The sequence below is a fragment of the Serratia sp. 121840015-1 genome (assembly GCF_053627655.1).
The window spans coordinates 1-26,174 of sequence record NZ_JBSEYF010000001.1; the positions used below are offsets into that span (position 1 = coordinate 1).

28 protein-coding genes and 1 other RNA gene are annotated in these 26,174 nt (G+C 57.7%); 20 read left to right on the forward strand and 9 right to left on the reverse strand.

Annotated features, from left to right (window positions below):
* From ACUXAC_RS00005 to ACUXAC_RS00020, 4 genes are all read left to right on the forward strand, one after another.
* Nucleotides 1-333, forward strand: a 333-nt coding sequence (locus ACUXAC_RS00005) for a fimbrial protein (RefSeq protein WP_454266376.1), incomplete at its 5' end; no start/stop codon positions are given.
* A 30-nt stretch (nt 334-363) separates the two neighbouring features.
* Nucleotides 364-849: a type 1 fimbrial minor subunit FimG gene (locus tag ACUXAC_RS00010; protein ID WP_228011820.1), complete on the forward strand. Its 486-nt coding sequence runs from the start codon at nt 364-366 to the stop codon at nt 847-849.
* A 16-nt stretch (nt 850-865) separates the two neighbouring features.
* Nucleotides 866-1,837, forward strand: a complete 972-nt coding sequence (locus tag ACUXAC_RS00015; RefSeq protein WP_072271068.1) for a fimbrial protein — start codon at nt 866-868, stop codon at nt 1,835-1,837.
* Between the two features lie 126 nt (nt 1,838-1,963).
* On the forward strand, nt 1,964-2,683 hold the full coding sequence (locus ACUXAC_RS00020; RefSeq protein WP_060441107.1) for a helix-turn-helix transcriptional regulator: 720 nt from the start codon (nt 1,964-1,966) through the stop codon (nt 2,681-2,683).
* A 771-nt stretch (nt 2,684-3,454) separates the two neighbouring features.
* On the opposite strand, the gene ssrA is transcribed toward ACUXAC_RS00020, so the two are convergent.
* Nucleotides 3,455-3,818: a transfer-messenger RNA gene (gene ssrA / locus ACUXAC_RS00025) on the reverse strand.
* 49 nt (nt 3,819-3,867) lie between these two features.
* The gene (gene smpB / locus ACUXAC_RS00030) at nt 3,868-4,350 is read right to left on the reverse strand and encodes an SsrA-binding protein SmpB (protein ID WP_033654311.1); all 483 of its coding nucleotides are present in this window, start codon (nt 4,348-4,350) and stop codon (nt 3,868-3,870) included.
* A gap of 161 nt (nt 4,351-4,511) precedes the next feature.
* Between smpB and ACUXAC_RS00035 the strand changes: the two genes are divergently transcribed.
* Together ACUXAC_RS00035 and ACUXAC_RS00040 are read left to right on the forward strand one after the other, a co-directional pair.
* Nucleotides 4,512-4,946 (forward strand): type II toxin-antitoxin system RatA family toxin, encoded by a 435-nt coding sequence (locus ACUXAC_RS00035; protein ID WP_004929096.1) that lies wholly within the window; start codon nt 4,512-4,514, stop codon nt 4,944-4,946.
* Nucleotides 4,939-5,223, forward strand: a complete 285-nt coding sequence (locus ACUXAC_RS00040) for an RnfH family protein (protein ID WP_004929098.1) — start codon at nt 4,939-4,941, stop codon at nt 5,221-5,223. The genes ACUXAC_RS00035 and ACUXAC_RS00040 overlap by 8 nt, the downstream gene beginning before the upstream one ends.
* Nucleotides 5,224-5,339: 116 nt before the next feature.
* On the opposite strand, the gene bamE is transcribed toward ACUXAC_RS00040, so the two are convergent.
* From bamE to nadK, 3 genes are all read right to left on the reverse strand, one after another.
* The gene (gene bamE, locus ACUXAC_RS00045; RefSeq protein WP_004929101.1) at nt 5,340-5,678 is read right to left on the reverse strand and encodes an outer membrane protein assembly factor BamE; all 339 of its coding nucleotides are present in this window, start codon (nt 5,676-5,678) and stop codon (nt 5,340-5,342) included.
* 240 nt (nt 5,679-5,918) lie between these two features.
* A complete protein-coding gene (recN, locus tag ACUXAC_RS00050; protein WP_387444605.1) occupies nt 5,919-7,580 on the reverse strand; it encodes a DNA repair protein RecN in 1,662 nt (553 codons plus the stop codon).
* An 86-nt stretch (nt 7,581-7,666) separates the two neighbouring features.
* Entirely contained in the window at nt 7,667-8,545 is an 879-nt protein-coding gene (nadK, locus tag ACUXAC_RS00055; RefSeq protein ID WP_019452304.1) for an NAD(+) kinase, read from the reverse strand.
* A 125-nt stretch (nt 8,546-8,670) separates the two neighbouring features.
* Here nadK and grpE point away from each other — a divergent pair, with 125 nt between their 5' ends.
* The gene (grpE, locus tag ACUXAC_RS00060; RefSeq protein ID WP_025303955.1) at nt 8,671-9,255 is read left to right on the forward strand and encodes a nucleotide exchange factor GrpE; all 585 of its coding nucleotides are present in this window, start codon (nt 8,671-8,673) and stop codon (nt 9,253-9,255) included.
* Nucleotides 9,256-9,310: 55 nt separating this feature from the next.
* Here grpE and ung read toward each other — a convergent pair whose 3' ends face one another.
* Nucleotides 9,311-9,994, reverse strand: coding sequence for a uracil-DNA glycosylase (gene ung / locus ACUXAC_RS00065; protein ID WP_033635636.1), 684 nt, complete (start codon nt 9,992-9,994; stop codon nt 9,311-9,313).
* Nucleotides 9,995-10,340: 346 nt separating this feature from the next.
* Between ung and grcA the strand changes: the two genes are divergently transcribed.
* From grcA to ACUXAC_RS00080, 3 genes are all read left to right on the forward strand, one after another.
* Nucleotides 10,341-10,724: an autonomous glycyl radical cofactor GrcA gene (gene grcA, locus ACUXAC_RS00070; RefSeq protein ID WP_004929114.1), complete on the forward strand. Its 384-nt coding sequence runs from the start codon at nt 10,341-10,343 to the stop codon at nt 10,722-10,724.
* A gap of 183 nt (nt 10,725-10,907) precedes the next feature.
* A complete protein-coding gene (locus ACUXAC_RS00075) occupies nt 10,908-11,870 on the forward strand; it encodes a DUF2974 domain-containing protein (RefSeq protein WP_100397051.1) in 963 nt (320 codons plus the stop codon).
* The gene (locus ACUXAC_RS00080; RefSeq protein ID WP_387444612.1) at nt 11,863-12,618 is read left to right on the forward strand and encodes an ankyrin repeat domain-containing protein; all 756 of its coding nucleotides are present in this window, start codon (nt 11,863-11,865) and stop codon (nt 12,616-12,618) included. The genes ACUXAC_RS00075 and ACUXAC_RS00080 overlap by 8 nt, the downstream gene beginning before the upstream one ends.
* Nucleotides 12,619-12,670: 52 nt before the next feature.
* Here the strand turns inward: ACUXAC_RS00080 and srmB are convergent, their stop codons facing one another.
* Entirely contained in the window at nt 12,671-13,993 is a 1,323-nt protein-coding gene (gene srmB / locus ACUXAC_RS00085; RefSeq protein ID WP_016929798.1) for an ATP-dependent RNA helicase SrmB, read from the reverse strand.
* A gap of 99 nt (nt 13,994-14,092) precedes the next feature.
* On the opposite strand from srmB, the gene trmN reads away from it, so the two are divergent.
* Nucleotides 14,093-14,872, forward strand: coding sequence for a tRNA(1)(Val) (adenine(37)-N(6))-methyltransferase TrmN (gene trmN / locus ACUXAC_RS00090; protein WP_060441112.1), 780 nt, complete (start codon nt 14,093-14,095; stop codon nt 14,870-14,872).
* A gap of 38 nt (nt 14,873-14,910) precedes the next feature.
* On the opposite strand, the gene nadB is transcribed toward trmN, so the two are convergent.
* Nucleotides 14,911-16,512: an L-aspartate oxidase gene (gene nadB, locus ACUXAC_RS00095; RefSeq protein WP_387444616.1), complete on the reverse strand. Its 1,602-nt coding sequence runs from the start codon at nt 16,510-16,512 to the stop codon at nt 14,911-14,913.
* A gap of 214 nt (nt 16,513-16,726) precedes the next feature.
* Between nadB and rpoE the strand changes: the two genes are divergently transcribed.
* From rpoE to rseC, 4 genes are read left to right on the forward strand one after another with little or no spacing between them, the layout of a single operon-like run.
* Entirely contained in the window at nt 16,727-17,302 is a 576-nt protein-coding gene (gene rpoE / locus ACUXAC_RS00100) for an RNA polymerase sigma factor RpoE (protein ID WP_004929136.1), read from the forward strand.
* Nucleotides 17,303-17,332: 30 nt separating this feature from the next.
* A complete protein-coding gene (gene rseA / locus ACUXAC_RS00105) occupies nt 17,333-17,986 on the forward strand; it encodes an anti-sigma-E factor RseA (protein ID WP_060441113.1) in 654 nt (217 codons plus the stop codon).
* Nucleotides 17,986-18,942, forward strand: coding sequence for a sigma-E factor regulatory protein RseB (gene rseB / locus ACUXAC_RS00110; protein ID WP_025303948.1), 957 nt, complete (start codon nt 17,986-17,988; stop codon nt 18,940-18,942). Before rseA ends, rseB begins: the two co-directional genes overlap by 1 nt.
* A complete protein-coding gene (rseC, locus tag ACUXAC_RS00115) occupies nt 18,942-19,418 on the forward strand; it encodes a SoxR-reducing system protein RseC (protein ID WP_004929144.1) in 477 nt (158 codons plus the stop codon). Before rseB ends, rseC begins: the two co-directional genes overlap by 1 nt.
* Here rseC and ACUXAC_RS00120 read toward each other — a convergent pair.
* On the reverse strand, nt 19,415-20,251 hold the full coding sequence (locus tag ACUXAC_RS00120) for a hypothetical protein (RefSeq protein WP_387444623.1): 837 nt from the start codon (nt 20,249-20,251) through the stop codon (nt 19,415-19,417). The two genes, rseC and ACUXAC_RS00120, sit on opposite strands and share 4 nt — an antisense overlap.
* Nucleotides 20,252-20,769: 518 nt before the next feature.
* On the opposite strand from ACUXAC_RS00120, the gene lepA reads away from it, so the two are divergent.
* The 5 genes from lepA (at nt 20,770) to recO (ending at nt 26,138) form a co-directional block, all read left to right on the forward strand.
* A complete protein-coding gene (gene lepA, locus ACUXAC_RS00125; protein ID WP_033635625.1) occupies nt 20,770-22,569 on the forward strand; it encodes a translation elongation factor 4 in 1,800 nt (599 codons plus the stop codon).
* Nucleotides 22,570-22,601: 32 nt separating this feature from the next.
* Nucleotides 22,602-23,579, forward strand: a complete 978-nt coding sequence (lepB, locus tag ACUXAC_RS00130) for a signal peptidase I (protein WP_033644122.1) — start codon at nt 22,602-22,604, stop codon at nt 23,577-23,579.
* Between the two features lie 235 nt (nt 23,580-23,814).
* A complete protein-coding gene (gene rnc, locus ACUXAC_RS00135; RefSeq protein ID WP_004929158.1) occupies nt 23,815-24,495 on the forward strand; it encodes a ribonuclease III in 681 nt (226 codons plus the stop codon).
* Nucleotides 24,492-25,400 carry a GTPase Era gene (gene era, locus ACUXAC_RS00140; protein ID WP_004929162.1) on the forward strand — a complete coding sequence of 303 codons (909 nt, stop codon included), beginning with the start codon at nt 24,492-24,494 and terminating at the stop codon, nt 25,398-25,400. The genes rnc and era overlap by 4 nt, the downstream gene beginning before the upstream one ends.
* 6 nt (nt 25,401-25,406) lie before the next feature.
* A complete protein-coding gene (gene recO / locus ACUXAC_RS00145; RefSeq protein WP_004929165.1) occupies nt 25,407-26,138 on the forward strand; it encodes a DNA repair protein RecO in 732 nt (243 codons plus the stop codon).
* Nucleotides 26,139-26,174: the final 36 nt, after the last annotated feature.

Consider the following 26,174-nt stretch of genomic DNA (forward strand, 5'->3'; position numbering starts at 1 on the left):
CCATCCATACCTTTCAAGATTGTCTTCGACAAGTGCGGCAGTTCCGCGACGGCAGTTCGCGTGGGGTATGTCGGAACCTCTGACAGCGACAACACAACCCTGTTAAAGATTGATACTGGAACAAACGCCGCAAGCGGTATTGGGGTGCAAATACTGGATCGCGACAAGACTCCGATCCCTTTAAATGCGGCTCAGGACTCCCTGAAGTGGACGACATTGACGGCGGGCCAGTCCAATACATTGGGCTTTTATGCACGCTTAATGGCAACGCGCGCGCCCGTGACGGCAGGAACAGTGACAGCGACGGCCAATTTCACCTTAGAGTTTCAGTAAGGAAGTCTGAAGATGATCATTATCAAGAACATGATGCTGGCGGGGGCGTTGCTTTTTACTACAACATTCGCCGCGCATGCAGCTGACGTGACCATTACGGTCAACGGACGCGTAGTGGCCAAGCCCTGCACCGTATCAACGCCTTCGGCGATGGTAGACTTGGGTGACCTTTTTTCTTTCAATTTTACACAGCCCGGTTCGGGCTCGGCCTGGCATCCGGTAACGCTGAATTTGACCAATTGTCCAATAGGCACTTCGAGAGTCACGGCAACATTCACGGGGACAACGGACAGCACGGGATATTACAAAAATCAAGGTGGGGCAACCAATCTTCAATTGGAACTGCAGGACACCAGTGGCAATAACCTAAACAACGGAAAAACCAAGGCGGTTCAGGTTGATGATTCCACACAGTCAGCGAGTCTGCCATTACAGGTTCGTGCGTTATCAGTTAATGGCAACGCCAAGCAAGGCAGTATTCAGGCCGTAATTAATGTCACATACACTTACGCCTAAATTGAGGAGTCACGTCATGACACTGGTTTCAAAACTAAATAAAGTGTTGAAGAAAAAAGAAGTTGCTGCCCTCGTGGCTTCTGTATGCCTAATGGCATATTCATCCGGCGCTAATGCTTTTGCTTGTAAGGATGCTACAGGAAATGTAATTAATTCTAGCTCTGGAGGAGGGGCAGGAACTTTCACTGTTTATGCTAACTTAACGCCTAGCGTACAGGCTGGTCAGAACCTCGTTGTAGACCTAAACTCAAGCATAAGTTGTCGAAATGAACTTCCACAATCCTATATTGACTGGGTGGCTTTAAATGACGGCAGCGCCTATGGTGGGGCGCTGGAAAATTTCACAGGAACGGTGAAGTATTATAATTCAAGCTATCCACTGCCAGTTACTAATAGAACCAAAGAGACCGCATTTACAACCAGTTCATATCAGCCATGGAATGTTATGCTATTTCTGAAGCCTATTTCAGCGGCGTCAGGAGTATTAATTAATAAGGGTAGTTTGATTGCCAGATTAAATATGTATAAATATTCAACAAACCCTCAAACCGGTCAACAAAATGGCACAATAGACCGTTTCACATGGAATATTTATGCTAATAACACAGTGGTGGTTCCCACTGGTGGTTGCGACGTGTCATCGCGCAATGTGACGGTTACCTTGCCGGATTACCCCGGCACGGCTGCTGTACCGCTGACTGTCCATTGCGGACAAAACCAACAGCTGGCTTATTATCTGACCGGCACAACTGCTGATACGGCAAGCACCATATTTACCAATACGTCATCTTCAAATCCGGCTACTGGCGTTGGCGTACAACTGTCTAACCGTAATGGCATTGTAGCTACCAATAAGAATGTCTCTCTCGGTACGGTCGGTACCAGCCCCCAAAGTTTGGGACTAACGGCTTCCTATGCACGAATCAATGGGCAAGTGGTAGCAGGCAATGTTCAGTCCATTATTGGCGTGACGTTCGTTTACGAGTAGCATTATCTATATCTTATACCTCGATAAAACGCTTTAGCAGATAAAAATTCGCGACATGATTATCATGTAGGGCTCGTTTAATCTCGAAACTACTTGCGCTCGGGGTCATAAGTATATGGTTATTACATGGGCATCGCAATCTTGAAGAAAAACAACAGAAAGATAAATATTGTAGTGATGGATCCGGTGGTTTTTTATCGGGAGAGTATGGTTCAGGTATTAAGTAAATATTTTGTTGAAAGAATAAATGTTACCGATGTGGTATCCAGTCTATCCGCACTAATGTGTTTGGCGCTGAGGAAAGGACCTGCCGATGTCTATTTGATGGAGGCCTTCGGTCAGAATGAGAGTTATAATAACTGGGGAGAGTTCACTCACTTCATGGCCACTTATCATCCGTCAGTAAAGTGTCTGCTCTGGTCTTCAAAACCGACCATGTTTATAAATAAATTCAATAATTTTGAGCGGGGGGAGGCTGGCTGGCAGATACCAAAAAAAATTGACATAAGTTGCTTTGTTAGTTTTTTGACACGATTTTTTGATGGAGAGAATTTTGCCTCATATAATTCCCAGTTTTACATAGGTCCTCCCATGTCAAACCTCACACCTAGTGAAATAGCTATAATTACAGGTATCATTGAAGGGGATAGTATCAAGTGTTTGGCCAAGAAATTTAATGTTGCATATAAAACTATAAGCACGCACAAACGGAACGCCATGATAAAAATGCGCATATCGTCGACAGCTCAGCTACGTAGCCTTTTTCTGGACGGGCATATCTTGCGAGGCGATAAGGAACGATATCTTCCAATTGAAACTAGCTCTAACCAACCTTTTATGTTGTAACCTTAGGTAGTAGAGTGGCTTACTGAATTCGTCCATCTGAACAGAAGTGATATGTTTACCTAATCACGGCGCAGCTGTAGAAATTACATTCTAAACGTCTGTTAGGGTGGCTTTTTTTCGAAAATAATGATCTTCATCTGCTTAATGGGCATTTTTTTATAAGTAAAAGGGTATGGTTTATCGAGGTATTTATTCTCCATAATCAAGGTTGTCTGCCTCAGAAGCGTATCGCTAAACGGTTAGGACTCCCCAGGTTAACTGTAAACATTAGTTTCTTGCGAGCTACCCAAACTGGGGTGCGTTGACCTGTCAACTAACTGGAACTGGAATGCACTCTACTATTGCCATACTAATGCTTCAATCACCATTCTTGCCTTAATTTCCTGAATTAGGATAACTACAGACCTCGGAAAACAACTTTCTTAAGATCGCCAGATATCCTTGGCTAGTCCGCAGTTATCCTTGTTCGCTTAAGGGCAAACCAATTGGCCTCGACGGCTGCGAAAATGCTCTCTAAGGCAATTTGCTGCTATTCTGCCATTTGCTGGGCTCTGGTTTTTATACTTATGTAGTCCACGCTATGCACGGAGTCTTCCATCTATTGGTTGTACGTAATTGGTATCAATTTAGCGTATACCTAACCGCATACCAACAGTCTCCAGATTTAGCCGGATAAACTCGAACGATTACGGATACAAAAAAGCCCGCAACCGAAGTTGTGGGCTTTTTCGCTATTATCGCCGGGTCTATCTGGTTCACTGGCGACGTATTTGGTGGAGCTGGGGGGATTTGAACCCCCGTCCGAAATTACTACACCGTCGGCACTACATGCTTAGTCCAATCTTTACATTCGCCGGCCAGCTGCGGATGGACACGCTACTGACAGACTAGCCTGATTGAGTTTAACGCTTCAGCCCCAGGCAGGACGTCCACGCGATCTCTTTTGGGTTTGACCTCTCTTGATCCCCGTCCTAAGAGCGGAGGCTAGGGAGAGAGGGCTCTAAGCAGGGTATTAAGCTGCTAAAGCGTAGTTTTCGTCGTTTGCGACTATTTTTTTGCGGCTTTTTACGAGGCCAACCGCCCCTCGGCATGCTCCTAGGGCTTCGCAAATCCCGTCGAATCCAGAATCAGCCCCAAGTAACTTTGTGCAGTATACCAGAAGTTTACCTCGATAAGCCAGCGGCTTAACGATTGGCGTGCTTCATGATACGGGCTTTCGCCGTCTGCCATTCGCGATCTTTGATGTCATCGCGTTTGTCGTGCTCTTTCTTGCCTTTGGCTACGCCGATCTTGATCTTGCTCCAGGCATTTTTCCAATACAGGGACAAGGCCACCACGGTGTAGCCATCGCGGTTGACGCGGCCGAGCAGGGTGTCCAGCTCGCGTCGTTTCAGCAGCAGTTTACGGGTACGCGTCGGATCGCACACCACATGCGACGAAGCCACGTTGAGCGGAGTGATGGTGGCGCCAAACAGATAGGCTTCACCGTCACGGAACGTCACGTAGCTGTCGCTGAGGTTGGCTTTGCCTGCACGCAGCGATTTAACTTCCCACCCTTGCAGCGACAGGCCCGCCTCGAACTCTTCTTCAATGAAGTATTCGAAACGTGCGCGCTTGTTTTGAGCAATGGTGGCGGAACCGGGTTTGTGTGCTTTTTTCTTTGTCATAGTGCGTTCATTATACTGGATGCTTCAGCGAAAGAAATCCTTTCCCGTTCAGCACCTGCGCAATTTTTCGCATTTTTGGCGCCCCCATCCCTTAGCAGATTTTTTGTTTGCCGCCAGATAAATGGTATTATCTGTACGTTTTATGTCTCACAGGAAATGATATGCCCCAGATCAGTCGGTCTGCATTAGTGCCGTTCAGCGCCGAGCAGATGTATCAGTTGGTTAACGATGTTCACTCTTATCCCGATTTTCTGCCAGGCTGCACCGGCAGCCGGGTGCTTAACGCTACCTCCAACGAAATGACCGCCGCGGTGGACGTCGCCAAGGCTGGTATCAGCAAGACCTTCACCACGCGCAATACGCTGCTGGATAACCAGAGCATCAATATGCAGCTGGTCGATGGTCCGTTCCGCAAGCTGATGGGCGGCTGGCAGTTCACGCCGCTGAGCGAAGAGGCCTGCAAGGTGGAGCTGCACCTGGACTTCGAGTTCACCAACAAACTGATTGAGCTGGCGTTTGGCAAGGTGTTCAAAGAGCTGGCGGGCAGCATGGTGCAGGCATTTACCCAACGGGCGAAAGAGGTCTACAGTGTCTGACATCCAGGTCGAGGTGGTGTACGCTTTGCCGGAGCGTCAGTACCTGCGCAAGGTGAAACTGGCCGAGGGCAGCAGCGTCGAGCAGGCGATCCAGGCTTCGGGCCTGCTGGAGCTGCGCCAGGATATCGATCTCAAGAGCAACAAAATCGGCATCTACAGCCGCCCGGCCAAGCTGGGCGATACGCTGAACGACGGCGACCGGGTGGAGATCTACCGGCCGCTGATAGCCGATCCGAAAGAGCTGCGCCGGCAACGGGCAGAAAAGGCAAAAAAATAAGGCGCTTATAGCGCCTTATTTTTTATCTGAAACTGATTTCTCTTCCGCGTTGCAGCCTGCGACTGTCATGAGGAACATCATGCCCCCTCATGGGCCGGAAGAGCGGGCGGCGCCGATTACTTGGTCAGCGCCGGTTTGTTCTGGATATCGGTCAACACGCCTGCGCTGTCGAAGGTCAGCGTCAGCGTCTGCTGGGTGATGTCTTCATGGCCAGGCTGCTGGCGGAACACATAGAACCACGTCTGAGTCCCGAACGGGTCTTGCAGCATTGGGGTGCCCAATGTGTAAGCGACCTGTTGCTGGGTCATCCCTTTCTGAATTTTCGCCACGTCGGTCGACGTCAGGTAGTTCCCCTGGTTGATGTCAGGACGATAAACCACCTTTTCAAAAGTAGAACAGCCTGCAGTCAGCATCACAAGAACTACAGCGGCGGCAGTCAGCGTTTTACAGCGCATAGTAATCACATTCCTTTAGGGCATAGGATGCCGATGATAATAGACCTTGCGGCAGTTGGAAACCTTTATACCCTTCATCTTTCAAGTTGCGACGCGTTGGCTTTCTTTCAGCACCTCAAGCGCTTGGCCTGTTTCAGGCCGTTGAGGAAGCTTAAGATCACCGCCGCGCCGCACTTTAGATATCTTTCGGGTCAACAGCGTCACTGTCAGACCGCAGGAAAGTGAAAAAGTTGAGCTTTTTTATGCCGCCAGCAGTTCTTTGGCGTTCGCCAGCGTATTGCGGGTGACTTCGCTGCCGCCGAGCAGGCGCGCCAGCTCCTGCAACCGGGCGCGCTTATCCAGCGGCGCCATCTGGGTTTCGGTGACCGTGCCATCGGTCTGCTTACTGACGAACAGGTGCTGATGCCCGCATCCGGCCACCTGCGGCAGGTGAGTCACGCACATCACCTGGGTGGATTCGCCGAGCTGGCGCAGCAGGCGGCCGACGATGGCGGCGGTCGGGCCGCTGATGCCCACGTCGACCTCATCGAAGATCAGCGCCGGGGTTTCCATCTTGCGGGCGGTAATCACCTGAATGGCCAGCGCGATGCGCGACAGCTCACCGCCGGAGGCGACCTTCGCCAGCGGCTGCAGCGGCTGCCCCGGGTTGGTGGAGACGCAGAACTCGGTGCGGCTGGCCCCTTCGGCGCTCAGATGCTGCGGCTCGAAACGCACATCGATGTTGAACTTGCCGTGCGGCATGGAGAGCGCCTGCATGCTGTCGGTAATGAGCGTGGTCAGCTCGGCGGCGTAATGCAGGCGTTTCTGATGCAGCTGCTCCGCCAGCGCCAGCGCCTGCTGGTGATGCAGGGTGACCGCCTCATTCAGGTGCTCATGGTCGCTTTCCTGCTGTGAAAGCAGCTGTTGTTCATCCAGCAACTGTTGATGCAGCTGCGGCAGCTCTTCCGGCGCAACCTGGTGTTTGCGCGCCAGGCTGATTTGGCGCGACAGGCGCTGTTCCAGCTCGTGCAGGCGATTGGGATCGAGATCCATACGATCGGCGTAGTGACGCAGCTCGTCGCTGGCTTCGCTAATCTGGATAGAGGCCTCTTCCAGCATGTCCAGCAGGCCGCTGAGCTTGTCGTCCAGCCCGGCCAGCTCGAGCAGCAGGTGCTTGGCGCTGTAGAGTTGGCTGAGCATGTTGTTCTCGTCGCTGTCGGCCAGCAGCTGCAGCGTCTGCTGGCTGAGGGTCAGCAGCTGGCCGCTGTTGGCCAGGCGCTTGTAGTCGGCGTCGGTCTGTTCGAACTCGCCGGCCTGCGGCGCGAATTCGTTCAGCTCTTTCAACTGGTATTGCAGCAGCTGCTTGCGCGCTTCGCGCTCGATGGATTGCTGCTGATGGTGCGCCAGCTCGCGGCAGCTCTGGTGCCAGAGTTGGTAGGCCTGGCTCATCGCCGCCAGCAGGGCGGGTTCGTCGGCGTAGGCGTCGAGCAGCGCTTTTTGGTGCTCCGGTTTGAGCAGCAACTGATGGGCGTGTTGACCGTGGATTTGGATCAGGCGTTGCCCCAGCTCGCGCAGCTGCGACAGCGGCACGGCGGTGCCGTTGATAAAGCCGCGCGAACGGCCGTCGGCGTTGATCACCCGGCGCAGCAGGCATTCGTTGCTGTCGTCCAGTTGGTTCTGTTCCAGCCATTCGCGCGCGGACGGGGTGTCCGCCAGCGAGAAGCGGGCGCAGATGTCGGCGCGGGCGGCTCCCAGGCGCACCACGTTGCCGTCGGCGCGGTTGCCGAGGCACAGCCCCAGCGCATCGATGGCGATGGATTTGCCGGCGCCGGTTTCACCGGTGATCGCCGTCATACCCGGTTGAAAATCGATTTCCAACTCACGAACGATAGCAAAGTTGCTGATGGTTAATTGCGCCAGCATGGGAACCTTCCTGTGTATAAACACATAACTGTAGTTTCATACAGTATAAACTGGTTTTATATACAGTAAAGTGGCCGGCGCAGATTTTAGAACAATTTTTTCGACCAGCCCAGCTTGGTGCTTAACGTGTTGAAATAGCTGTAGTCCTTCGGGTGAATCAGATTCAGGTGGAAATCGCTGCGGCGGATCAGCACTTCTTCGCCTTCCTGGATAGGCAGCGCGATCTGGCTGTCGCAACTGATCTCCAGATCGCTGCCGATCTGCGAAAACTTCAGGCGGATGGTGCTGTCGCCGTTGATCACCAGCGGCCGGGCGGAGAGAGTGTGTGGGAACATCGGCACCAGCGCGATCGCCTCCAGCGACGGGGTGAGGATCGGCCCGCCGGCGGAGAGCGAGTAGGCGGTGGAGCCGGTCGGCGTGGCGATGATCAGGCCGTCGGAGCGCTGCGAGAAGGCGAAGCGATCGTCGATGTACACTTCGAATTCGATCATGTGCGCCACTTTGCCGGGGTGCAGCACCACTTCGTTGATGGCGGTGCTGATGCGGCACTGCTGGTGCTCTTTATGCACGATGGTTTCCAGCAGGAAACGCTGTTCGTCGATGTATTCGCCTTCCAGCACGTCCGCCAGCTGCTGCAGGGCGTTGTCGGGATCGAGATCGGTGAGGAAGCCGAGGTTGCCGCGGTTGACCCCGATCACCTTAATGTCGTAACGCGCCAGCACGCGCGCGGCGCCGAGCATGTTGCCGTCGCCGCCGACCACCACCGCCAGATCGGCCCGCTGGCCGATATCCGCCAGGCTGCCGGTCACGGCGTCTTTCAGCCCCAAATCATGGGCGATCTGGCGTTCGACCATCACCGAATAGCCGCGGGCGACCAGCCAGTGGAACAGCATCTCGTGGGTTGCCAGCGCTGAAGGGTGACGCGGGTGACCAACAATGCCAATACAGGCGAATTTTTTATTCATTTGTTGTGATTTTCCTCACCGGGACCCGTTTATGCCCCACATTGTGACCGGTTGACTTGAAACCCCGGTTTTGATCCCCATAATAAGCCAAGTTGCGAGATTAATGCTAAAACGCGGAGATATTCATGAGTAGTAAAGAACAGAAGACGCCAAACGAGCAAGTCTCGGAAGAAATGGAACAACACGCTCATCACGATGATACGCTGCCGGAAGCGGCGGAAGGCGTCGATCTGCGCGATGCGCGTATCGCCGAACTGGAAGCCCAACTGGCGGAAGCTCAGCAGCATGAGCGCGACAGCCTGCTGCGCGCCAAAGCGGAAGCGGAAAACATCCGCCGCCGCGCCGAACTGGACGTCGAGAAAGCGCACAAGTTCGCCCTGGAGAAATTCTCCGGCGATCTGCTGCCGGTGATCGACAACCTGGAGCGCGCGCTGGATCTGGCGGATAAAAACAACCCGGAACTGGCCGCGATGATCGAAGGCATCGAGCTGACGCTGAAATCGCTGCTGGACGTGGTGCGCAAGTACGGCATCGAAATCGTCGGCGACGTCAACGTGCCGTTTAACCCGGAAGTGCATCAGGCGATGAGCATGATGGAATCCGCCGATCATCAACCGAACCACGTGATGATGGTGATGCAGAAAGGCTATACGCTGAACGGCCGCCTGCTGCGTCCGGCGATGGTTGCAGTCTCCAAAGCCAAGGCGTAATCGCCCCGGCAACGCATAAAGAAAGGCACCCGAGGGTGCCTTTTTTGTCTCTGTGCTACGCCTGCGGCAGGCGCGGCATCCAGTCGATCGGCGTGAGCCCTTGCTGCTCCAGCAGCTGATTGGCCTGCGAGAAGTGACGGCAGCCGAGGAAACCGCGGTGCGCGGAGAGCGGCGACGGGTGCGGCGCCTTCAGCACATGGTGGCGGTTGCGGTCGATAAAGTTGCCTTTCTTCTGCGCGTGCGAGCCCCACAGCAGGAACACCACGCCTTCACGGTTCTCGTTCAGGGCGGCGATCACTTTGTCGGTAAAGGTTTCCCAGCCCAGGTTGGCGTGCGAGTGCGCGCGGCCGCCTTCCACCGTCAGCACGGTGTTGAGCAGCAGCACCCCCTGTTCGGCCCAGCTTTGCAGGTAGCCGTGATCTGGGCGTTCGAAGCCGGGAATGTCGGTCGCCAGTTCTTTATACATGTTCACCAGCGACGGCGGCGCCGGCACGCCGGGGCGCACCGAGAAAGAGAGGCCGTGCGCCTGATTGGGGCCGTGATACGGATCCTGGCCGAGGATGACGACCTTGACGTCCGCCAGCTCGGTATAGCGGAAAGCGTTGAACACGTCCTTCTGCGGTGGATAAATGGTCTTACCGGCCTGGCGTTCAGCGGCAACAAAGGCGAGCGTTTCAACAAAATAGGGCTGCTCTTTCTCTTTGCCGATCACGTCATGCCAGGTGAGGGAGGTGGCCATAAACGCTCTCCTTTGTTTTCTTTAGCAATTCATGGCCTATAGCTTACCGTTTCGGCACGCGCAGCGAAACCCGCTTTTCATTTCTCGCCGCCGTGTCCTATGCAATTATTTTTGAAAATTTACAAAAATAATTGGTTTTTGCCGCAGTGGGAAAATTGATATAAAACATAAATTTGCCCCTTCACGCCCTGTGCCTACCCGGTAAAAATTGACTTTAATCAAGGAACTGGCCCGGTCAGGCTGGTATACAGAACAACAAGACAACAATGGTTTTACCAAATGGCCGAAACCAGAATTGGGTTTTCTCACGACGTGAATTTTTACGCCCTTGTACGGAGGCAACATAATGATTACCGGTATTCAAATTACCAAAGCGAATGACCAGGCGCTGGTGAATTCTTTCTGGCTGCTGGACGATGAAAAAGCGGAAGCTCGCTGCGTGTGCGCCAAGGCCAACTACGCGGAAGATCAGGTTGTCGCGGTGAGCGACCTGGGCCAGATCGAATACCGTGAAGTGCCGCTGGAAATGCAGCCGACTGTGCGCGTGGAAGGCGGTCAGCACCTGAACGTCAACGTGCTGCGTCGCGAAACCCTGGAAGACGCGGTCAAGCACCCGGAAAAATACCCGCAGCTGACCATCCGCGTGTCCGGCTATGCGGTGCGCTTCAACTCCCTGACGCCGGAACAGCAGCGCGACGTTATCGCCCGCACCTTTACCGAAAGCCTGTAATTTGCGGCGCAGTCAATCAGGGAGCTTCGGCTCCCTTTCTTGCGTTTGGCGGCCGAAAACCGAACGCGGATCACATTCTGTACAAAGATAAGCATTTCTAATACAGAACTCATCCGACCTGCCGATAGCTAAATCAGCACCTATTCAGGTGCTCAATAAAAAGTCTATCGACAAGGAGTCGGCATGAGTATGCCTTTAAGTTTTACCTCTGCAGTATCCCCGGTGGCCGCGATCCCTACGCCTCGCGCCGCTGCCGAGACGGCGACGGCGGCGCAGCCCGCGGCAGCGCCGGCAAATCCGGCGCCGGTGGCCTCTCCCTCTCAGAACACGCTCAATGCGCAGAATCTGTTGAATACGCTGGTCGGCGATATCTCAGCGGCGGCACCGACGGCGGCGGCAGCGCCGGGCGTGACGCGGGGGCAGCAATCGCAGGAGGGGGATTATGCGTTGGCGCTGTTGGCCAAGGACGTTTACTCACTCACTGGCCAGGGTGCCGCCGGGTTCAACCGCCTGAGCGACAGCGCGCTGCTCGGTTTCGGCATCGATCCCGCCAGCCTGCACGACGCGGGCAGCGGTTTCCAGGCCGGGATTTACAGCAACGACAAGCAGTATGTGTTGGCGTTCGCCGGCACCAACGACTGGCGCGATTGGCTGAGCAACGTGCGGCAGGCGACGGGCTATGACGATGTGCAGTACAATCAGGCGGTTGCCGCTGCCAAAAGCGCCAAGGCGGCCTTCGGCGATGCGCTGGTGATCGCCGGCCATTCGCTCGGCGGCGGCCTGGCGGCCACGGCGGCGCTGGCGACCGGCACGGTCGCGGTCACCTTCAACGCGGCCGGGGTGTCGGATTACACCCTGAATCGCCTGGGTATCGATCCGGCGGCGGCGAAGAAAGATGCCGAAGCCGGCGGTATTCGCCGTTACAGCGAACAATATGACATGCTGACCAGCACCCAGGAGTCGACCTCGCTGATCCCGGATGCCATCGGCCACAACATCACCCTGGCCAACAACGATACCCTGACCGGCATCGATGACTGGCGGCCGAGCAAACATCTAGATCGCAGCCTGACGGCGCACGGCATCGACAAGGTGATAAGCTCGATGGCGGAACAAAAGCCGTGGGAGGCGAAGGCCAATGCCTGAAGGGCGTCGCTTGCGGCGGGCGCTGGCGATAGCCTTACTGGCGCTGGTCGCGGTGACCGGTTTACTGATGATGGCTAAGGAGCAACAGATGGGGCAGGAGATTTCGCCGTTTGACGGCCACAGCAATCTGGCGCTGGCTCAGGCGGTGGCGCGTGGCGATACGCAGGGTATCCATGCGCAGGCCACGCAGGATCGCTTGCGCGAACGGGGCGATCGGCAGGTCACGCTGTTGCAGTGGGCGGTGCTTTCGCAGCAGTCGGATAGCGTGCAGGCGTTGCTGGATCTCGGCGCCGACCCGGCGGCGGCGGGGCTGGACGGCAACAGCGCGCTGCACACCGCGGCGATGCTGCAAGACGCGCAGTACCTGCGGCTGTTGCTGGCCAAAGGGGCGCAGGTGAACGTGCGTAATGCCGTTACCGGCGCCACGCCGCTTGCGGCAGCGGTGCTGGCCGGGCGTGAAGAGCAACTGCGGCTGTTGCTGGCGGCCGGGGCGGACACCACCTTGAGCGACCGACTGGGGGATACCCCGCTGCATCTGGCGGCGAAGATTAACGCGCCGCACCTGGCGCTGCTGCTGTTGCAGGCCGGGGCCGATGCCCGGGCGCGCAACCAGCAGGGCGTCGCGTTCCAGTTTTATTTCTCGCAAACGCCGGCGCATTTGCAGAATGACGAACTGAAGGCGCAGTTCCGCGAACTGGATAAATGGCTGCAGGGGCACCGCTTGGCCACGCACTACGCACAGCAGTAAACGCCCATAAAAAAACCGCCTGTACAGGCGGTTTTTTCTTAGGCAGCGGTGGTTATTCCGCGTCGCCGGCCGGTTTGGCCTTCGCCTGACGGCGTTTACCGACGTTTTTGGCGTCGCGATGGCGCACTTTCACCTTGGCCTTTTCTTTGTTCTTCGCTTTATCTTCCGCGCGTTTGGCCAGCACTTTCTTCGATGGCTTGCCGTTGCTCTTCTCGTTCGGCACCTTGGTTTTTGGCCGCAGTTCGTCGATCACGCGCGCTTTCAGCGGCTCGTTCAGGTAACGGCCCACTTTGCCCAGCAACAGATGGTCGTGCGCTTCCACCAGCGAAATGGCGGTGCCTTTGCGCCCGGCGCGGCCGGTACGGCCGATGCGGTGCAGGTAGGTGTCCGCCGTGCGCGGCATGTCGAAGTTGAACACGTGGGTGATATCGAGGATATCCAGACCGCGTGCGGCAACGTCGGTGGCGACCAGCACGTTAACCCGGCCATCCATCATGCGTTTGACCGCTTCGTTGCGTTTGGCCTGCACCATTTCGCCTTCGAGATAGCAGGTGTTGATGCCCGCTTCGCGCAGCCAGGTGGCCAGCTCGTGCACGCGCTCGCGTTTGCGCACGAAGATCACCGATTTCTGCACGTCCGGCTGCTTCAGCAGGTGGATCAGCAGCGCGGTTTTGTGCTGCACGTCATCAGCGCGGTAGTACCACTGCAGGATCTTTTTGCGTTCGCGGCGCGACGGATCGGCTTCCACTTCCACCGGCTCTTTCAGGATGCGCTCGGCGAATTCGCGAATTGCTTCGCCTTCCAGCGTGGCGGAGAACAGCAGCGTCTGGTTGCGCCAGCGGGTTTCGGCGGAGATGGTTTCGATGTCCTGCGCGAAGCCCATATCGAGCATGCGGTCGGCTTCGTCGAGGATCAGGGTTTCCACCGCGCGGCAGTCGAAGTTCTCTTCTTTAATGTATTGCAGCAAACGGCCGGTGGTGGCGACCACCACGTCCTGGTTTTCGCTGAACACTTCCGCGTGGTTCATGTAAGCGACGCCGCCGGTGATGGTGGCGATATCCAGCGAGGTATGAGCAGCCAATTCACGCGCCTGATCGGCGACCTGCATCGCCAGTTCACGCGTTGGCGTCAGGATCAGTACGCGCGGCGGGCCGGATTTTTTGCGTGGAAAGTCCAGCAGGTGCTGCAACACGGGCAGCAGGAAGGCGGCGGTTTTGCCGGTGCCGGTCGGAGCCGAACCTAAGACGTCGCGCCCGTCCATCGCCGGCGGGATCGCAGCGGCCTGAATGGCGGTGGGGCGATCGTAGCCTTTGTCGCGCAGCGCGTCGATCAGGCGATCATCGAGTTCGAGTTCGGAAAAAGTGGTTGCTGTCATGGTCTACCTCTACTTGGGGCGCCGATTATAGACGGGTTGGCCGCGATCTTCACCTATTTAAGCGGAAAGCCGCTCTTTTCCCGTCGATCAGATTGCCTTATGCTACGCCAGTTTTATAGCCAGGTGGTGAGTGTGAGCAAGCGATCGAAAGCCGATTTTACCCCGCGCCGCGGGGGTTTTACCTTTAAACAATTCTTTGTCGCCCACGATCGTTGCGCCATGAAAGTGGGCACCGACGGGGTGCTGCTCGGCGCCTGGGCGCCGCTGGGGCAGGCGCGCCGGGTGCTGGACATCGGCAGCGGCAGCGGGCTGATCGCGCTGATGCTGGCGCAGCGCAGCGGCGACGAAGTGACCATTGACGCGGTGGAGCTGGATGAAGCCGCCGCCGGCCAGGCGCGCGAAAATGCGGCGGAGTCGCCGTGGCCGCAGCGCATCCGCGTGCATGCGCAGGATATTCACCATTATGCGCAGCAGCATGCCGCTGAGTATGATCTGATCGTCAGTAATCCGCCTTATTTCGAGCCGGCGGTGGCCTGCCGCGACCAGGCGCGCCACAACGCGCGTTACACCGAAACCCTGACGCACGATGCGCTGTTGGCCTGTGCGGCACAGCTGCTGGCGGAACAGGGAACGTTCTGCGTGGTGCTGCCGCATGACATCGGCGCCGAATTCGAACGTCTGGCGCAGCAAAGCGGCTGGCAGACGGCGGCGAAAGTGAACGTCAGCGATCGGGCCGATACGCCGCTGCACCGGGTGCTGCTGGCGCTGACGCGGCGGGAAACGCCGCTGCGGGAGCAGGCGCTGGCGATCAAGCAGGCCGATGGCAGCTATACCGACGATTTCCGCCGGTTGATCGCCGACTTCTACCTGTTCTACTGAAAAGAAAAGGGCGCCGATTAGGCGCCCTGTCGCAGAGGTTAAGGCTGCAAAATGGTCGGCAGCGCTTCCGGCAGCAAATCCGGGTAGTCCAGCGTGTAATGCAGGCCGCGGCTCTCTTTGCGCGCCATGGCGCTGCGCACGATAAGCTCGGCCACCTGCACCAGATTGCGCAGCTCCAGCAGGTTGTTGGAGATGCGGAAGTGAGCGTAGTACTCGTCGATTTCCGCCTGCAGCGTGTTGATGCGGCGCAGGGCGCGTTCCAACCGCTTGGTGGTGCGCACGATGCCGACGTAATCCCACATGAACAGCCGCAGCTCGTGCCAGTTGTGCTGAATCACCACCCGTTCGTCCGCATCGTCCACCCGGCTTTCATCCCAGTGCGGCACCTGTTTGGCCTGCTGAATGAACGGCAGGCGCTGCAGAATGTCTTCCGCCGCCGACCAACCGTACACCAGGCACTCCAGCAGCGAATTCGACGCCATGCGGTTGGCGCCGTGCAGGCCGGTATAGCTGACCTCGCCGATGGCGTACAGCCCGTCGAGATCGGTGCGGCCGTGCTGATCGACCATCACGCCGCCGCAGGTGTAGTGCGCCGCCGGGACGATCGGGATCGGCTGCCGGGTCAGATCGAAGCCCAGCGTCAGCAGCTTCTCGTGGATCATCGGGAAGTGCTGGGTGATGAACTCCGCCGGCTTGTGGCTGATGTCCAGGTACATGCAGTCGGCGCCCAGGCGCTTCATTTCATGGTCGATGGCGCGGGCGACGATATCGCGCGGGGCCAGTTCGCCGCGCGGGTCAAAATCGGGCATAAAGCGGCTGCCGTCCGGGCGCTTCAGGTAAGCCCCTTCGCCGCGCAGCGCTTCGGTCAGCAGGAAGTTGCGCGCCTGAGGATGGAACAGGCAGGTCGGGTGGAACTGGTTGAACTCCAGGTTGGCGACCCGACAGCCGGCGCGCCAGGCCATGGCGATGCCGTCGCCGGAGGAGATGTCCGGGTTGGTGGTGTATTGGTATACCTTAGCTGCGCCGCCGGTGGCCAACACCACCGTTTTGGCGCGGTAGGTTTCCACCCGCTCCAGCTCGCGGTTCCAGACGTAAGCGCCCACCACTCGGCGGGTGCCCGGCAGGCCGATTTTGTTCGAGGTAATCAGGTCAACCGCGTTGCAGCGCTCCATCACGCAAATATTGGGGTGAGCGCTTGCTTTCCCCACCAGCGTGGTCTCTACTTCCTTACCGGTAGCGTCCGCGGCGTGCAGAATGCGGCGATGGCTGTGGCCGCCTTCGCGCGTGAGGTGATAATGCTCCTCGCCCTGCGCGTTGACCTCGGTGTCGAACAGCACGCCCTGATCGATCAGCCACTGCACGCAGTGGCGCGCGTTGCCGGCGATGAATTCGACGGCCTCTTTGTCGCACAGGCCGGCGCCGGCAATCAAAGTGTCATCAACGTGTGAGGCAATGCTGTCCGTCTCATCGAACACCGCGGCGATCCCGCCCTGGGCGTAAAAGGTGGCCCCCTCGCTGAGCGGCCCCTTGCTGAGAACGGTAACCTTGCAATGCTGCGCCAGGCGCAGCGCCAGTGACAGGCCCGCAGCGCCGCTGCCGACGATCAGTACATCGCTAACATGTTCAGATGATGGTTGCATAACGTATGATGTGTGCAGAAGAAGAGTGAATTTCATGTTAGCCTAACTGTCCGGGCAAAAGCCACGGATAGGGCGACATCAACAGAAAAAACAATGGCGATATGGAACTTCGTGTTCTATATGAACTCCAAGCGAGTGCTTGCTCAGGAAAATAATGTATGGCTGGCAGTACAATTTTACGCGTGGAGACGGATTTGGGGAGAGTTTACCTCGGATGAGCGAGCAGTTAACGGATCAAGTTCTGGTCGAGCGGGTCCAAAAGGGCGATCAGAAATCGTTTAACCTACTGGTAGTGCGCTATCAGCATAAGGTGGCGAGTCTCGTTTCCCGCTATGTGCCGCAGGGCGATGTGCCCGATGTGGTGCAGGAGTCGTTTATCAAGGCCTATCGCGCACTGGAATCGTTCCGTGGCGACAGCGCTTTTTATACCTGGTTGTATCGAATCGCCGTGAACACGGCAAAGAATTATCTGGTTGCTCAGGGGCGCCGTCCGCCATCCAGTGATGTGGACGCCAACGATGCGGAAAATTACGAAAGTGCGGGCGCACTGAAAGAAATTTCGAACCCTGAGAACTTAATGTTGTCAGAAGAGCTGAGACAGATAGTTTTCCGTACCATTGAGTCGCTCCCTGAGGATCTTCGCATGGCGATTACCCTGCGGGAGTTGGATGGTCTAAGCTACGAAGAGATAGCTGCCATCATGGATTGCCCGGTCGGAACCGTACGTTCGCGTATTTTCCGCGCCCGGGAAGCTATCGATAATAAAGTTCAACCGCTGATCCAGCGTTAGCAATGGCGGGCACAGGAAGGGTACTTAGGCATGCAGAAAGAAAAGCTTTCCGCTCTGATGGATGGTGAATCGTTCGACAGCGAGCTGTTGAGTTCTCTGTCGCAAGATCGAACGCTTCAACAAAGCTGGCAGAGCTATCACCTGATACGTGACACACTGCGAGGTGATGTCGGGCAAGTGATGCATCTCGACATCGCCGATCGCGTAGCCGCTGCACTTGAGAAAGAACCCGCCCGGCTGGTGCCTTCCGCCGTTCAGGAATCTCAGCCGCAGCCTCACACCTGGCAGAAAATGCCGTTCTGGGACAAAGTGCGTCCTTGGGCGAGCCAGATTACGCAAATCGGTATGGCGGCCTGTGTGTCGCTGGCGGTGATCGTCGGCGTACAGCACTATAACCAACCTGCTGCGACATCGAACGCGTCCGAATCGCCGGCCTTCACCACGCTGCCGATCATGGGCCAGGCCTCACCGGTCAGCCTGGGCGTCCCGGCCGACAGCTTCTCCACCGGCAGCGGCCAACAGCAGCAGGTGCAGGAACAGCGCAAGCGTATCAACGCCATGCTGCAGGACTATGAACTGCAACGTCGCCTGCATTCGGATCAGCTGCAGCTTGAACAAAGCAACCCGCAACAGGCTGCCATTCAAGTTCCCGGAACTCAGTCTTTAGGAATGCAACAGCAGTAATGAAGCAAATCTGGTTCTCCGTTTGTTTATTGACGGGCAGCCTGCTCTATTCCAGCATCGCCCCGGCGCAGCCAACTGCGTCCGGGGCGTTATTGCAACAGATGAGCAGCGCCAGCCGTTCTCTCAATTACGAGCTCGCCTACATCAGCATCAGCAAGCAGGGAATCGAGTCGTTGCGCTATCGCCATGCGGTGATCGGCAACGTGCCGCTCGGCCAGCTGTTGCATATGGACGGCCCGCGCCGCGAGGTGTTGCAGCGCGGCGGCGGGATCAGCTACTTCGAGCCTGGCCTGGAGCCGTTCACGCTCACCGGCGATCACATCGTCGATGCGCTGCCGGCGATCGTCTATGCCGATTTCACCCGTCTGGCCAAGTACTACGACTTCATCTCCGTGGGCAGCACCCGCATCGCCGATCGGCCGTGTGAAGTGCTGCGCGTGGTGGCGCGCGACGGTTCCCGCTACAGCTACATCGTCTGGATGGACGAGGACACCAAGCTGCCGCTGCGGGTGGATCTGCTCGATCGCGACGGCGAAACGCTGGAGCAATATCGGGTGATCTCCTTCGCGGTCGGCGCCGACGTGCAGGGCGCGATGCAGGGGCTGCTCAAAGCCAACCTGCCGCCGCTGCTGTCGCTACCGGCGGTGGAAAACGTCCAGCTCAGCTGGAGCACCGGCTGGCTGCCGGCCGGAGTGGACGAGGTGGCGCGCAATCGTCGCAAATTGCCGAACGTTGCCGTGCCGGTCGAATCCCGGCTTTACAGCGACGGTCTGTTCAGCTTCTCGGTCAACGTCAGCCCGGCGGGCAGCGGAGCCGGGCAGCAATACTACCGTCAGGGGCGCCGTACCATTCAGACCGAAGTGCGCGCGGGTAACGAAATCACTATCGTGGGCGAATTGCCGCCGGCTACGGCCAAACGCATCGCCGACAGCATTTCTTTCAAGGTATCGCCGTAATGATGAAAGAGTGGGCCACGGTGGTTTCGTGGCAACAGGGCGTAGCGCTGCTGCGCTGTGAACCCAAGGCCGGCTGCGGCAGCTGTACCGCGCGCTCCGGCTGCGGCGCGCGCGCGTTGAACGAGCTGGTGCCGGAAACCGAGCATCAGCTGCAGGTGCATATCGATCAGCCGCTCGAACCGGGGCAGCGTGTCGAAGTTGGCATTGCGGAAGGCAGCCTGCTGCGCTCCGCTATGCTGGTTTACCTGACGCCGCTGCTGGGCATGATGCTGGGCGGCACCTTGCTGCAATATTGTTTCGGCAGCGACGCCTCGGCGGCAGTCGGCGCCGTGCTGGGCGGCGGGGCGGCCTTTATGCTGGCGCGCCGGTTGGCCCGGCGTCTGGGCGAGCAGGCCGATTACCAGCCGGTGGTGCTGCAGATTGGGCTGCCGCCTACCGCGATGCGCATGCAGGCGGAAAACTCCCCGCTGATTTAAACCGACGGCCGCGTTATCGCCGGGTTGTGATAGGCGGGGATGCGGTTGTGGATCATATGCTCCAACAGCGCGATAAACAGATCGGCGCTGAGCAGCGAATCGTAGTTAATCGCGAACAGCACATTTCCCTGGCCGTCGAGCAAACGGATGCCGAGCTGCGGATGGTTTTCCACCGCGCGGATCTGCTCGAGCGGCACGTTTCCCCGTTCCGTGGCCAGCAAGGTGGCGCTTAGCCGCAGCGTTTCAGTCGGCGTACCTTGCCGTTTGCCCAGCAGCAGCTGCCACAGCCAGCGTGCGTCGCCCTCAACGGTGTGAAACGGCACCACTTCCCCCTGATAGAGCGCATTCAATGCCAGCGGCCCGCGCTGCTGCAGCTGTTGGTCAACGATCACGTCCGCCAGCCGCCACGAATGGGCGACGTTGCTGAAAACCGTACACCAGGGCTGATCCGCGCCGGCGCGGAACGCCGTGACGTCAAACAGCCCGCCAAAAGCTTTGCCGCCGCGAAAGCGATAGATGTCGCCGATCTTCTCAAACGGGATGAAGCGCTCTTTGTGATGGTGGCCGTCAAAGACCCGCACGCCGTGCTCGTACAGGCGATAGGTCAGCGTCGGGCGCAGATAGTGCCGCAGCGCCAGCAGCGTACAGCCGAGTAAAACCGTGCCCGCGCCGGCCTGCAACAGCGTGATGACTTCACTCTCATCAATGCTGCTCAGCAGCGGCAGCACCAACAGCGCGGCTCCCACGCTAAACAGCAGCGCCGCCGCCGCCAGAATGCCCCAGTTGACCTTCGAAAAATCGTGCCGGCTCAGCATTTGCCCTTTATCGATCATATGCACCTTCCAATCAACGTACGCAGATATGCTGCTGAACCCCGGTGGGCTGCCGATGTAGTGCCCGGAATAATGTTTTGTCGCGGAGTTCATGCCCTTTCTATCCGAGGGGCGGTGGTGGCGTATATGGGGTTTTTCCTAAAGGAAGAGGGGCGAAATGGAATTCTAAGAGGTTGATCCAAATATTCTTTTCTTATAATTTCGGAGAGGGTTTATTGCGCTGCGGCCGGTTATGTATTAGCGCCGGAGTTTGACGGCCACGGATCACCTGCAAGCCTTGGGTTCAGGCCGTATCGTCCGCGTTAACATCTGTTTTCACCCGCCGGGGTGCCCTGTAACATTTAGCTGCGCATAATAGAATGCCTTCACTGCACCGATCGCTAGGTTTTCAGTGGTGTGGCATGTAGAATGCAGCGATTCAGGTGCAAGACGGCCTAACCCATTCACTGTCGCTTTAGGTCCATGCGGGTTTCTATAGGCGAGTAATTCAGAAATACCAAGGCAGAAAAACTTTTATAATGAAGCATATACGAAATTTCTCCATTATTGCCCATATTGACCACGGTAAGTCGACGCTGTCTGACCGCATTATCCAAATCTGCGGTGGCTTGTCCGACCGTGAAATGGCCGCGCAGGTGCTCGATTCCATGGATCTGGAGCGCGAGCGCGGCATCACCATCAAAGCGCAGAGCGTGACGCTGGATTATAAGGCGCTGGATGGGCAGACCTATCAACTCAACTTTATCGACACCCCCGGCCACGTTGACTTCTCCTATGAAGTTTCCCGCTCGCTGGCGGCCTGCGAAGGCGCGCTGTTGGTGGTGGATGCCGGTCAGGGCGTAGAAGCCCAGACGCTGGCCAACTGCTACACCGCGATCGAAATGGATCTGGAAGTGGTGCCGGTACTGAACAAGATTGACCTGCCGGCCGCCGATCCGGATCGCGCCGCACAGGAAATCGAAGACATCGTCGGTATCGACGCTACCGATGCGGTGCGCTGCTCGGCCAAAACCGGCGTCGGCGTGCCCGAGGTGCTGGAGCGCCTGGTGCGCGACATCCCGCCGCCGCAGGGCGATCCGGATGCGCCGCTGCAGGCGCTGATCATCGACTCCTGGTTCGATAACTACCTGGGCGTCGTCTCTCTGGTGCGCGTCAAGAACGGCACGCTGCGCAAGGGCGACAAGATCAAGGTCATGAGCACCGGCCAGGTGTACAACGCCGATCGCCTGGGCATCTTCACGCCGAAGCAGGTCGATCGCGACGTGCTGAACTGCGGCGAAGTAGGCTGGCTGGTCTGTGCGATTAAAGACATCCTCGGCGCGCCGGTGGGCGATACCTTGACGCAGGCGCGTCAGCCGGCGGATAAAGCGCTGCCGGGCTTCAAGAAAGTGAAGCCGCAGGTGTACGCCGGTCTGTTCCCGATCAGCTCCGACGACTATGAATCCTTCCGCGATGCGCTGGGCAAACTGAGCCTCAACGACGCCTCCCTGTTCTACGAGCCGGAAAGCTCCACTGCGCTGGGCTTCGGCTTCCGCTGCGGCTTCCTCGGCCTGCTGCACATGGAGATCATTCAGGAGCGTCTGGAGCGTGAATACGATCTGGATCTGATCACCACCGCGCCGACGGTCGTCTACGAAGTGGAAACCACCGGCAAAGAAGTGATCTACGTCGACAGCCCGTCCAAGCTGCCGCCGTTGAACAATATCCAGGAACTGCGCGAGCCGATCGCCGAATGCCACATGCTGATGCCGCAGGAATACCTGGGCAACGTCATCACCCTGTGCGTTGAGAAGCGCGGCGTGCAGACCAACATGGTCTACCACGGCAACCAGGTGGCGTTGACCTATGAAATCCCGATGGCGGAAGTGGTGCTCGACTTCTTCGACCGCCTGAAGTCCACGTCGCGCGGTTATGCGTCGCTGGATTACAACTTCAAGCGCTTCCAGGCTTCCGACATGGTGCGCGTGGACGTGCTGATCAACAACGAGCGCGTGGATGCGCTGGCGCTGATCACCCACCGCGACAACTCGCAGTATCGCGGCCGTGAACTGGTGGAGAAGATGAAAGATCTGATCCCGCGTCAGCAGTTCGACATCGCGATTCAGGCGGCGATCGGCACGCACATCATCGCGCGTTCCACCGTGAAGCAGTTGCGTAAAAACGTGCTGGCGAAATGCTACGGCGGTGACGTCAGCCGTAAGAAAAAGCTGCTGCAGAAACAGAAAGACGGTAAGAAACGCATGAAGCAGGTCGGCAACGTCGAGCTGCCGCAGGAAGCGTTCCTGGCCATTCTGCACGTTGGTAAAGACGGCAAGTAACCGCGACGAGTTCGCGAAACGAGGGAGTTTGCATGGCGAATATGTTTGCCCTGATCCTGGCGTTGGCCACCCTGGTCACCGGGATCATCTGGTGCTTCGAGCGCTTTAAATGGGCGCCGGCCCGCCGCGCGAAGATCGCGGCGGTCAACGAGCAGACCGCGGGCGCCGTAGACGATAAAACGCTGGCGAAAGTGGCGAAGCAGCCTGGTTGGGTAGAGACTGGCGCATCGGTGTTCCCGGTGCTGTTGCTGGTCTTTGTGGTGCGTTCGTTTATTTACGAACCGTTCCAGATCCCGTCCGGCTCAATGATGCCGACGCTGTTGATTGGCGATTTCATTCTGGTGGAGAAATATGCCTACGGCATTAAAGATCCGATTACCCAGACCACGCTCATTGAAACCGGCCATCCGAAGCGCGGCGATATTGCGGTATTTAAATATCCGCTGGATCCGAAGCTGGATTATATCAAGCGCGTAATTGGCCTGCCGGGCGATCGTATTACTTACGATCCGGTGAATAAGCGCGTTACGGTGCAGCCGTCCTGCAACAGCGGGCAGTCCTGCGATACCGCGCTGGCGGTGACCTACGCGGACGCCCAGCCGAGCGACTTCGTGCAGCTGTTCAGCCGCAGCGGCATGGGTGAGGCCAGCAACGGCTTCTACCAAATCCCGCTGAACGACAACGTGCCGCAGGGCGGCATTCGTCTGCGCGAGCGTCAGGAGAGCCTGGGCAACGTGACCCACCGCATCCTGACCGTGCCGGGCACGCAGGATCAGGTGGGCGCTTACTACCAACAGCCGGGCAAACCGCTGGCGGAGTGGGTGGTGCCGGCCGGGCATTACTTCATGATGGGCGACAACCGCGACAACAGCGCGGACAGCCGCTACTGGGGCTTTGTGCCGGAGAAGAATCTGGTGGGTAAAGCCACGGCCATCTGGATGAGCTTTGAAAAGCAGGAAGGTGAGTGGCCTACCGGCGTGCGTTTCAGCCGGATCGGCGGCATTCATTAATCGCTGACTTATTCTCTGTCTATTTCACGCCGCAGCCTACTGCGGCGTGAAAGATTAAGGGGATATAAACACAGCATTATGTTTCCACTCGTTGTAGAATACTTTCTCGAGCGATAAAAAGTTGGCTCCTGCTGGGAGCCACTGCAAACGAAACAGCTTTGGATCGGCTTTCGGCGAAGCAGGCCTGTTCCGTATGCTGCAAGTTTTTGACGCATTCTTGATCTATTGGTAACTCATGAACCCCATCGTAATAAACAGGCTGCAGCGGAAGCTGGGCTACACTTTTCAACAGCAGGAGCTTTTACTGCAGGCTTTGACTCACCGCAGCGCCAGCAGTAAACACAATGAACGTCTTGAGTTTCTGGGTGACTCGATTCTGAGCTTTGTCATCGCCAATGCGCTCTATCACCGCTTTCCTCGCGTAGACGAGGGCGATATGAGCCGCATGCGTGCCACGCTGGTGCGCGGCAACACGCTGGCGGAGATGGCGCGCGAGTTTGACCTGGGCGAATGTCTGCGGCTGGGGCCGGGCGAATTGAAAAGTGGCGGGTTCCGCCGCGAGTCAATCCTGGCGGATACGGTGGAGGCATTGATCGGCGGCGTGTTCCTGGACAGCGACATCCAGACCGTCGAGCGTCTGATTTTGGACTGGTATCGCAGCCGGTTGGACGAAATCAGCCCCGGTGATAAGCAGAAAGACCCGAAAACCCGTTTGCAGGAGTTTTTGCAGGGGCGTCATCTGCCGTTGCCTTCTTATTTGGTGGTGCAGGTTCGCGGTGAAGCGCACGACCAAGAGTTTACCATCCACTGCCAGGTGAGTGGTTTGAGCGAGCCCGTGGTGGGCACCGGCTCGAGCCGCCGTAAAGCCGAGCAGGCGGCAGCGGAACAAGCGCTGAAAAAGCTGGAGCTTGAATGAGCGAAGTAAAACAACACTGCGGGTTTATCGCCATCGTCGGCCGCCCGAACGTGGGCAAATCGACGTTGCTGAACCAACTGCTGGGGCAGAAGGTTTCCATTACGTCGCGTAAGCCGCAGACGACCCGTCACCGCATCATGGGCATCGACACCGATGGCGCCTATCAGGCGATCTACGTCGACACCCCTGGGCTGCACATCGAAGAAAAACGCGCCATCAACCGCTTGATGAACCGCGCGGCCAGCAGCTCGATCGGCGACGTCGAACTGGTGATCTTCGTGGTCGAAGGCACCAACTGGACCGCCGACGACGAAATGGTGGTCAACAAGCTGCGCAGCCTGCGTTGCCCGGTATTGCTGGCGATCAACAAGGTTGATAACGTCACCGACAAATCCAAGCTGTTGCCGCACATCGCGTTCCTCAGCCAGCAGATGAACTTCCTCGACGTGGTGCCTATCTCCGCCGAGAAAGGGATGAACGTCGACACCATCGCCGGCATCGTGCGCAAGCTGCTGCCGGAAGCGGAACACCACTTCCCGGAAGACTACATCACCGATCGCTCGCAGCGCTTTATGGCGTCCGAGATCATCCGCGAGAAGCTGATGCGTTTCCTGGGCGAAGAGCTGCCGTATTCGGTGACGGTGGAAATCGAACAGTTCGTGGCTAACGATCGCGGCGGCTACGATGTGCACGGCCTGATCCTGGTCGAGCGCGAAGGCCAGAAGAAAATGGTCATCGGCAACAAAGGCGCCAAGATCAAAACCATCGGCATCGAAGCGCGCCAGGACATGGAACAGATGTTCGACGCCAAAGTGCATCTCGAGCTGTGGGTGAAAGTGAAATCCGGTTGGGCGGACGACGAACGTGCGCTGCGCAGCCTAGGCTATGTTGACGATCTGAAGTAACGATCCGTGGACGGCTGGGAGCGCGCTTTCGTCCTGCATGGGCGGCCGTACAGTGAAACCAGTCTGATGCTGGATCTGTTTACCGAAGGTCATGGGCGGGTGCGCTTGCTGGCGAAAGGCGCGCGCAGCCGCCGTTCCAATCTGAAGGGTTGCCTGCAGCCCTTTACCCCCCTGTTAGTGCGCTGGGGCGGCCGCGGCGAAGTGAAAACGCTGCGCAACGCCGAAGCGGTCTCCCTCGGTTTACCCCTCAGCGGCATGATGCTTTACAGCGGCCTGTACGTGAACGAACTGCTGGCGCGCGTGCTGGAGCAGGAAACCAACTACTCGGTGCTGTTCTTCGACTATCTGCAATGCCTGCAGGCGCTGGCGGCGGAAGACAGCTCGCCGGAACAGGCGCTGCGTCAGTTCGAACTGGCCTTGCTGCATCACCTGGGCTACGGCCTCGATTTCCTGCACTGCGCCGGCAGCGGCCTGCCGGTGGATGATGCCATGACCTATCGTTACCGCGAAGAGAAAGGCTTTATCGCCAGCCTGGTGGTGGATCACTACAGCTTCACCGGGCGCGAACTGCGCGCGCTGGCGGAGCGGCAGTTTCCCGATGCCGAGACGCTGCGCGCCGCCAAGCGTTTCACCCGTATGGCGCTGAAACCCTACCTCGGCGGCAAGCCGTTGAAGAGCCGCGAACTGTTCCGCCAGTTCGTGCGCAAACAGCCGAATACGCCGGTCGACGACGCCTGACCTTTTCCCCTTTTGCCGCCCTGCGCCCGCGTGTAA

What these genes read in the sequence shown, in the direction of transcription:
- grcA (WP_004929114.1), top strand. Translation starts at nt 10,341, where the DNA reads ATGATTACCGGTATTCAAATTACCAAAGCGAATGACCAGGCGCTGGTG.
- ACUXAC_RS00015 (WP_072271068.1), top strand. Translation starts at nt 866, where the DNA reads ATGACACTGGTTTCAAAACTAAATAAAGTGTTGAAGAAAAAAGAAGTT.
- lepB (WP_033644122.1), top strand. Translation starts at nt 22,602, where the DNA reads ATGGCGAATATGTTTGCCCTGATCCTGGCGTTGGCCACCCTGGTCACC.
- rseC (WP_004929144.1), top strand. Translation starts at nt 18,942, where the DNA reads ATGATGAAAGAGTGGGCCACGGTGGTTTCGTGGCAACAGGGCGTAGCG.
- rseB (WP_025303948.1), top strand. Translation starts at nt 17,986, where the DNA reads ATGAAGCAAATCTGGTTCTCCGTTTGTTTATTGACGGGCAGCCTGCTC.
- ACUXAC_RS00035 (WP_004929096.1), top strand. Translation starts at nt 4,512, where the DNA reads ATGCCCCAGATCAGTCGGTCTGCATTAGTGCCGTTCAGCGCCGAGCAG.
- bamE (WP_004929101.1), bottom strand. Translation starts at nt 5,678, where the DNA reads ATGCGCTGTAAAACGCTGACTGCCGCCGCTGTAGTTCTTGTGATGCTG.
- grpE (WP_025303955.1), top strand. Translation starts at nt 8,671, where the DNA reads ATGAGTAGTAAAGAACAGAAGACGCCAAACGAGCAAGTCTCGGAAGAA.
- rnc (WP_004929158.1), top strand. Translation starts at nt 23,815, where the DNA reads ATGAACCCCATCGTAATAAACAGGCTGCAGCGGAAGCTGGGCTACACT.
- ACUXAC_RS00010 (WP_228011820.1), top strand. Translation starts at nt 364, where the DNA reads ATGATGCTGGCGGGGGCGTTGCTTTTTACTACAACATTCGCCGCGCAT.
- ACUXAC_RS00080 (WP_387444612.1), top strand. Translation starts at nt 11,863, where the DNA reads ATGCCTGAAGGGCGTCGCTTGCGGCGGGCGCTGGCGATAGCCTTACTG.
- recN (WP_387444605.1), bottom strand. Translation starts at nt 7,580, where the DNA reads ATGCTGGCGCAATTAACCATCAGCAACTTTGCTATCGTTCGTGAGTTG.
- lepA (WP_033635625.1), top strand. Translation starts at nt 20,770, where the DNA reads ATGAAGCATATACGAAATTTCTCCATTATTGCCCATATTGACCACGGT.
- smpB (WP_033654311.1), bottom strand. Translation starts at nt 4,350, where the DNA reads ATGACAAAGAAAAAAGCACACAAACCCGGTTCCGCCACCATTGCTCAA.
- nadK (WP_019452304.1), bottom strand. Translation starts at nt 8,545, where the DNA reads ATGAATAAAAAATTCGCCTGTATTGGCATTGTTGGTCACCCGCGTCAC.
- trmN (WP_060441112.1), top strand. Translation starts at nt 14,093, where the DNA reads ATGCTACGCCAGTTTTATAGCCAGGTGGTGAGTGTGAGCAAGCGATCG.
- nadB (WP_387444616.1), bottom strand. Translation starts at nt 16,512, where the DNA reads ATGCAACCATCATCTGAACATGTTAGCGATGTACTGATCGTCGGCAGC.
- ung (WP_033635636.1), bottom strand. Translation starts at nt 9,994, where the DNA reads ATGGCCACCTCCCTCACCTGGCATGACGTGATCGGCAAAGAGAAAGAG.
- ACUXAC_RS00020 (WP_060441107.1), top strand. Translation starts at nt 1,964, where the DNA reads ATGGGCATCGCAATCTTGAAGAAAAACAACAGAAAGATAAATATTGTA.
- srmB (WP_016929798.1), bottom strand. Translation starts at nt 13,993, where the DNA reads ATGACAGCAACCACTTTTTCCGAACTCGAACTCGATGATCGCCTGATC.
- era (WP_004929162.1), top strand. Translation starts at nt 24,492, where the DNA reads ATGAGCGAAGTAAAACAACACTGCGGGTTTATCGCCATCGTCGGCCGC.
- rseA (WP_060441113.1), top strand. Translation starts at nt 17,333, where the DNA reads ATGCAGAAAGAAAAGCTTTCCGCTCTGATGGATGGTGAATCGTTCGAC.
- ACUXAC_RS00075 (WP_100397051.1), top strand. Translation starts at nt 10,908, where the DNA reads ATGAGTATGCCTTTAAGTTTTACCTCTGCAGTATCCCCGGTGGCCGCG.
- ACUXAC_RS00120 (WP_387444623.1), bottom strand. Translation starts at nt 20,251, where the DNA reads ATGATCGATAAAGGGCAAATGCTGAGCCGGCACGATTTTTCGAAGGTC.
- rpoE (WP_004929136.1), top strand. Translation starts at nt 16,727, where the DNA reads ATGAGCGAGCAGTTAACGGATCAAGTTCTGGTCGAGCGGGTCCAAAAG.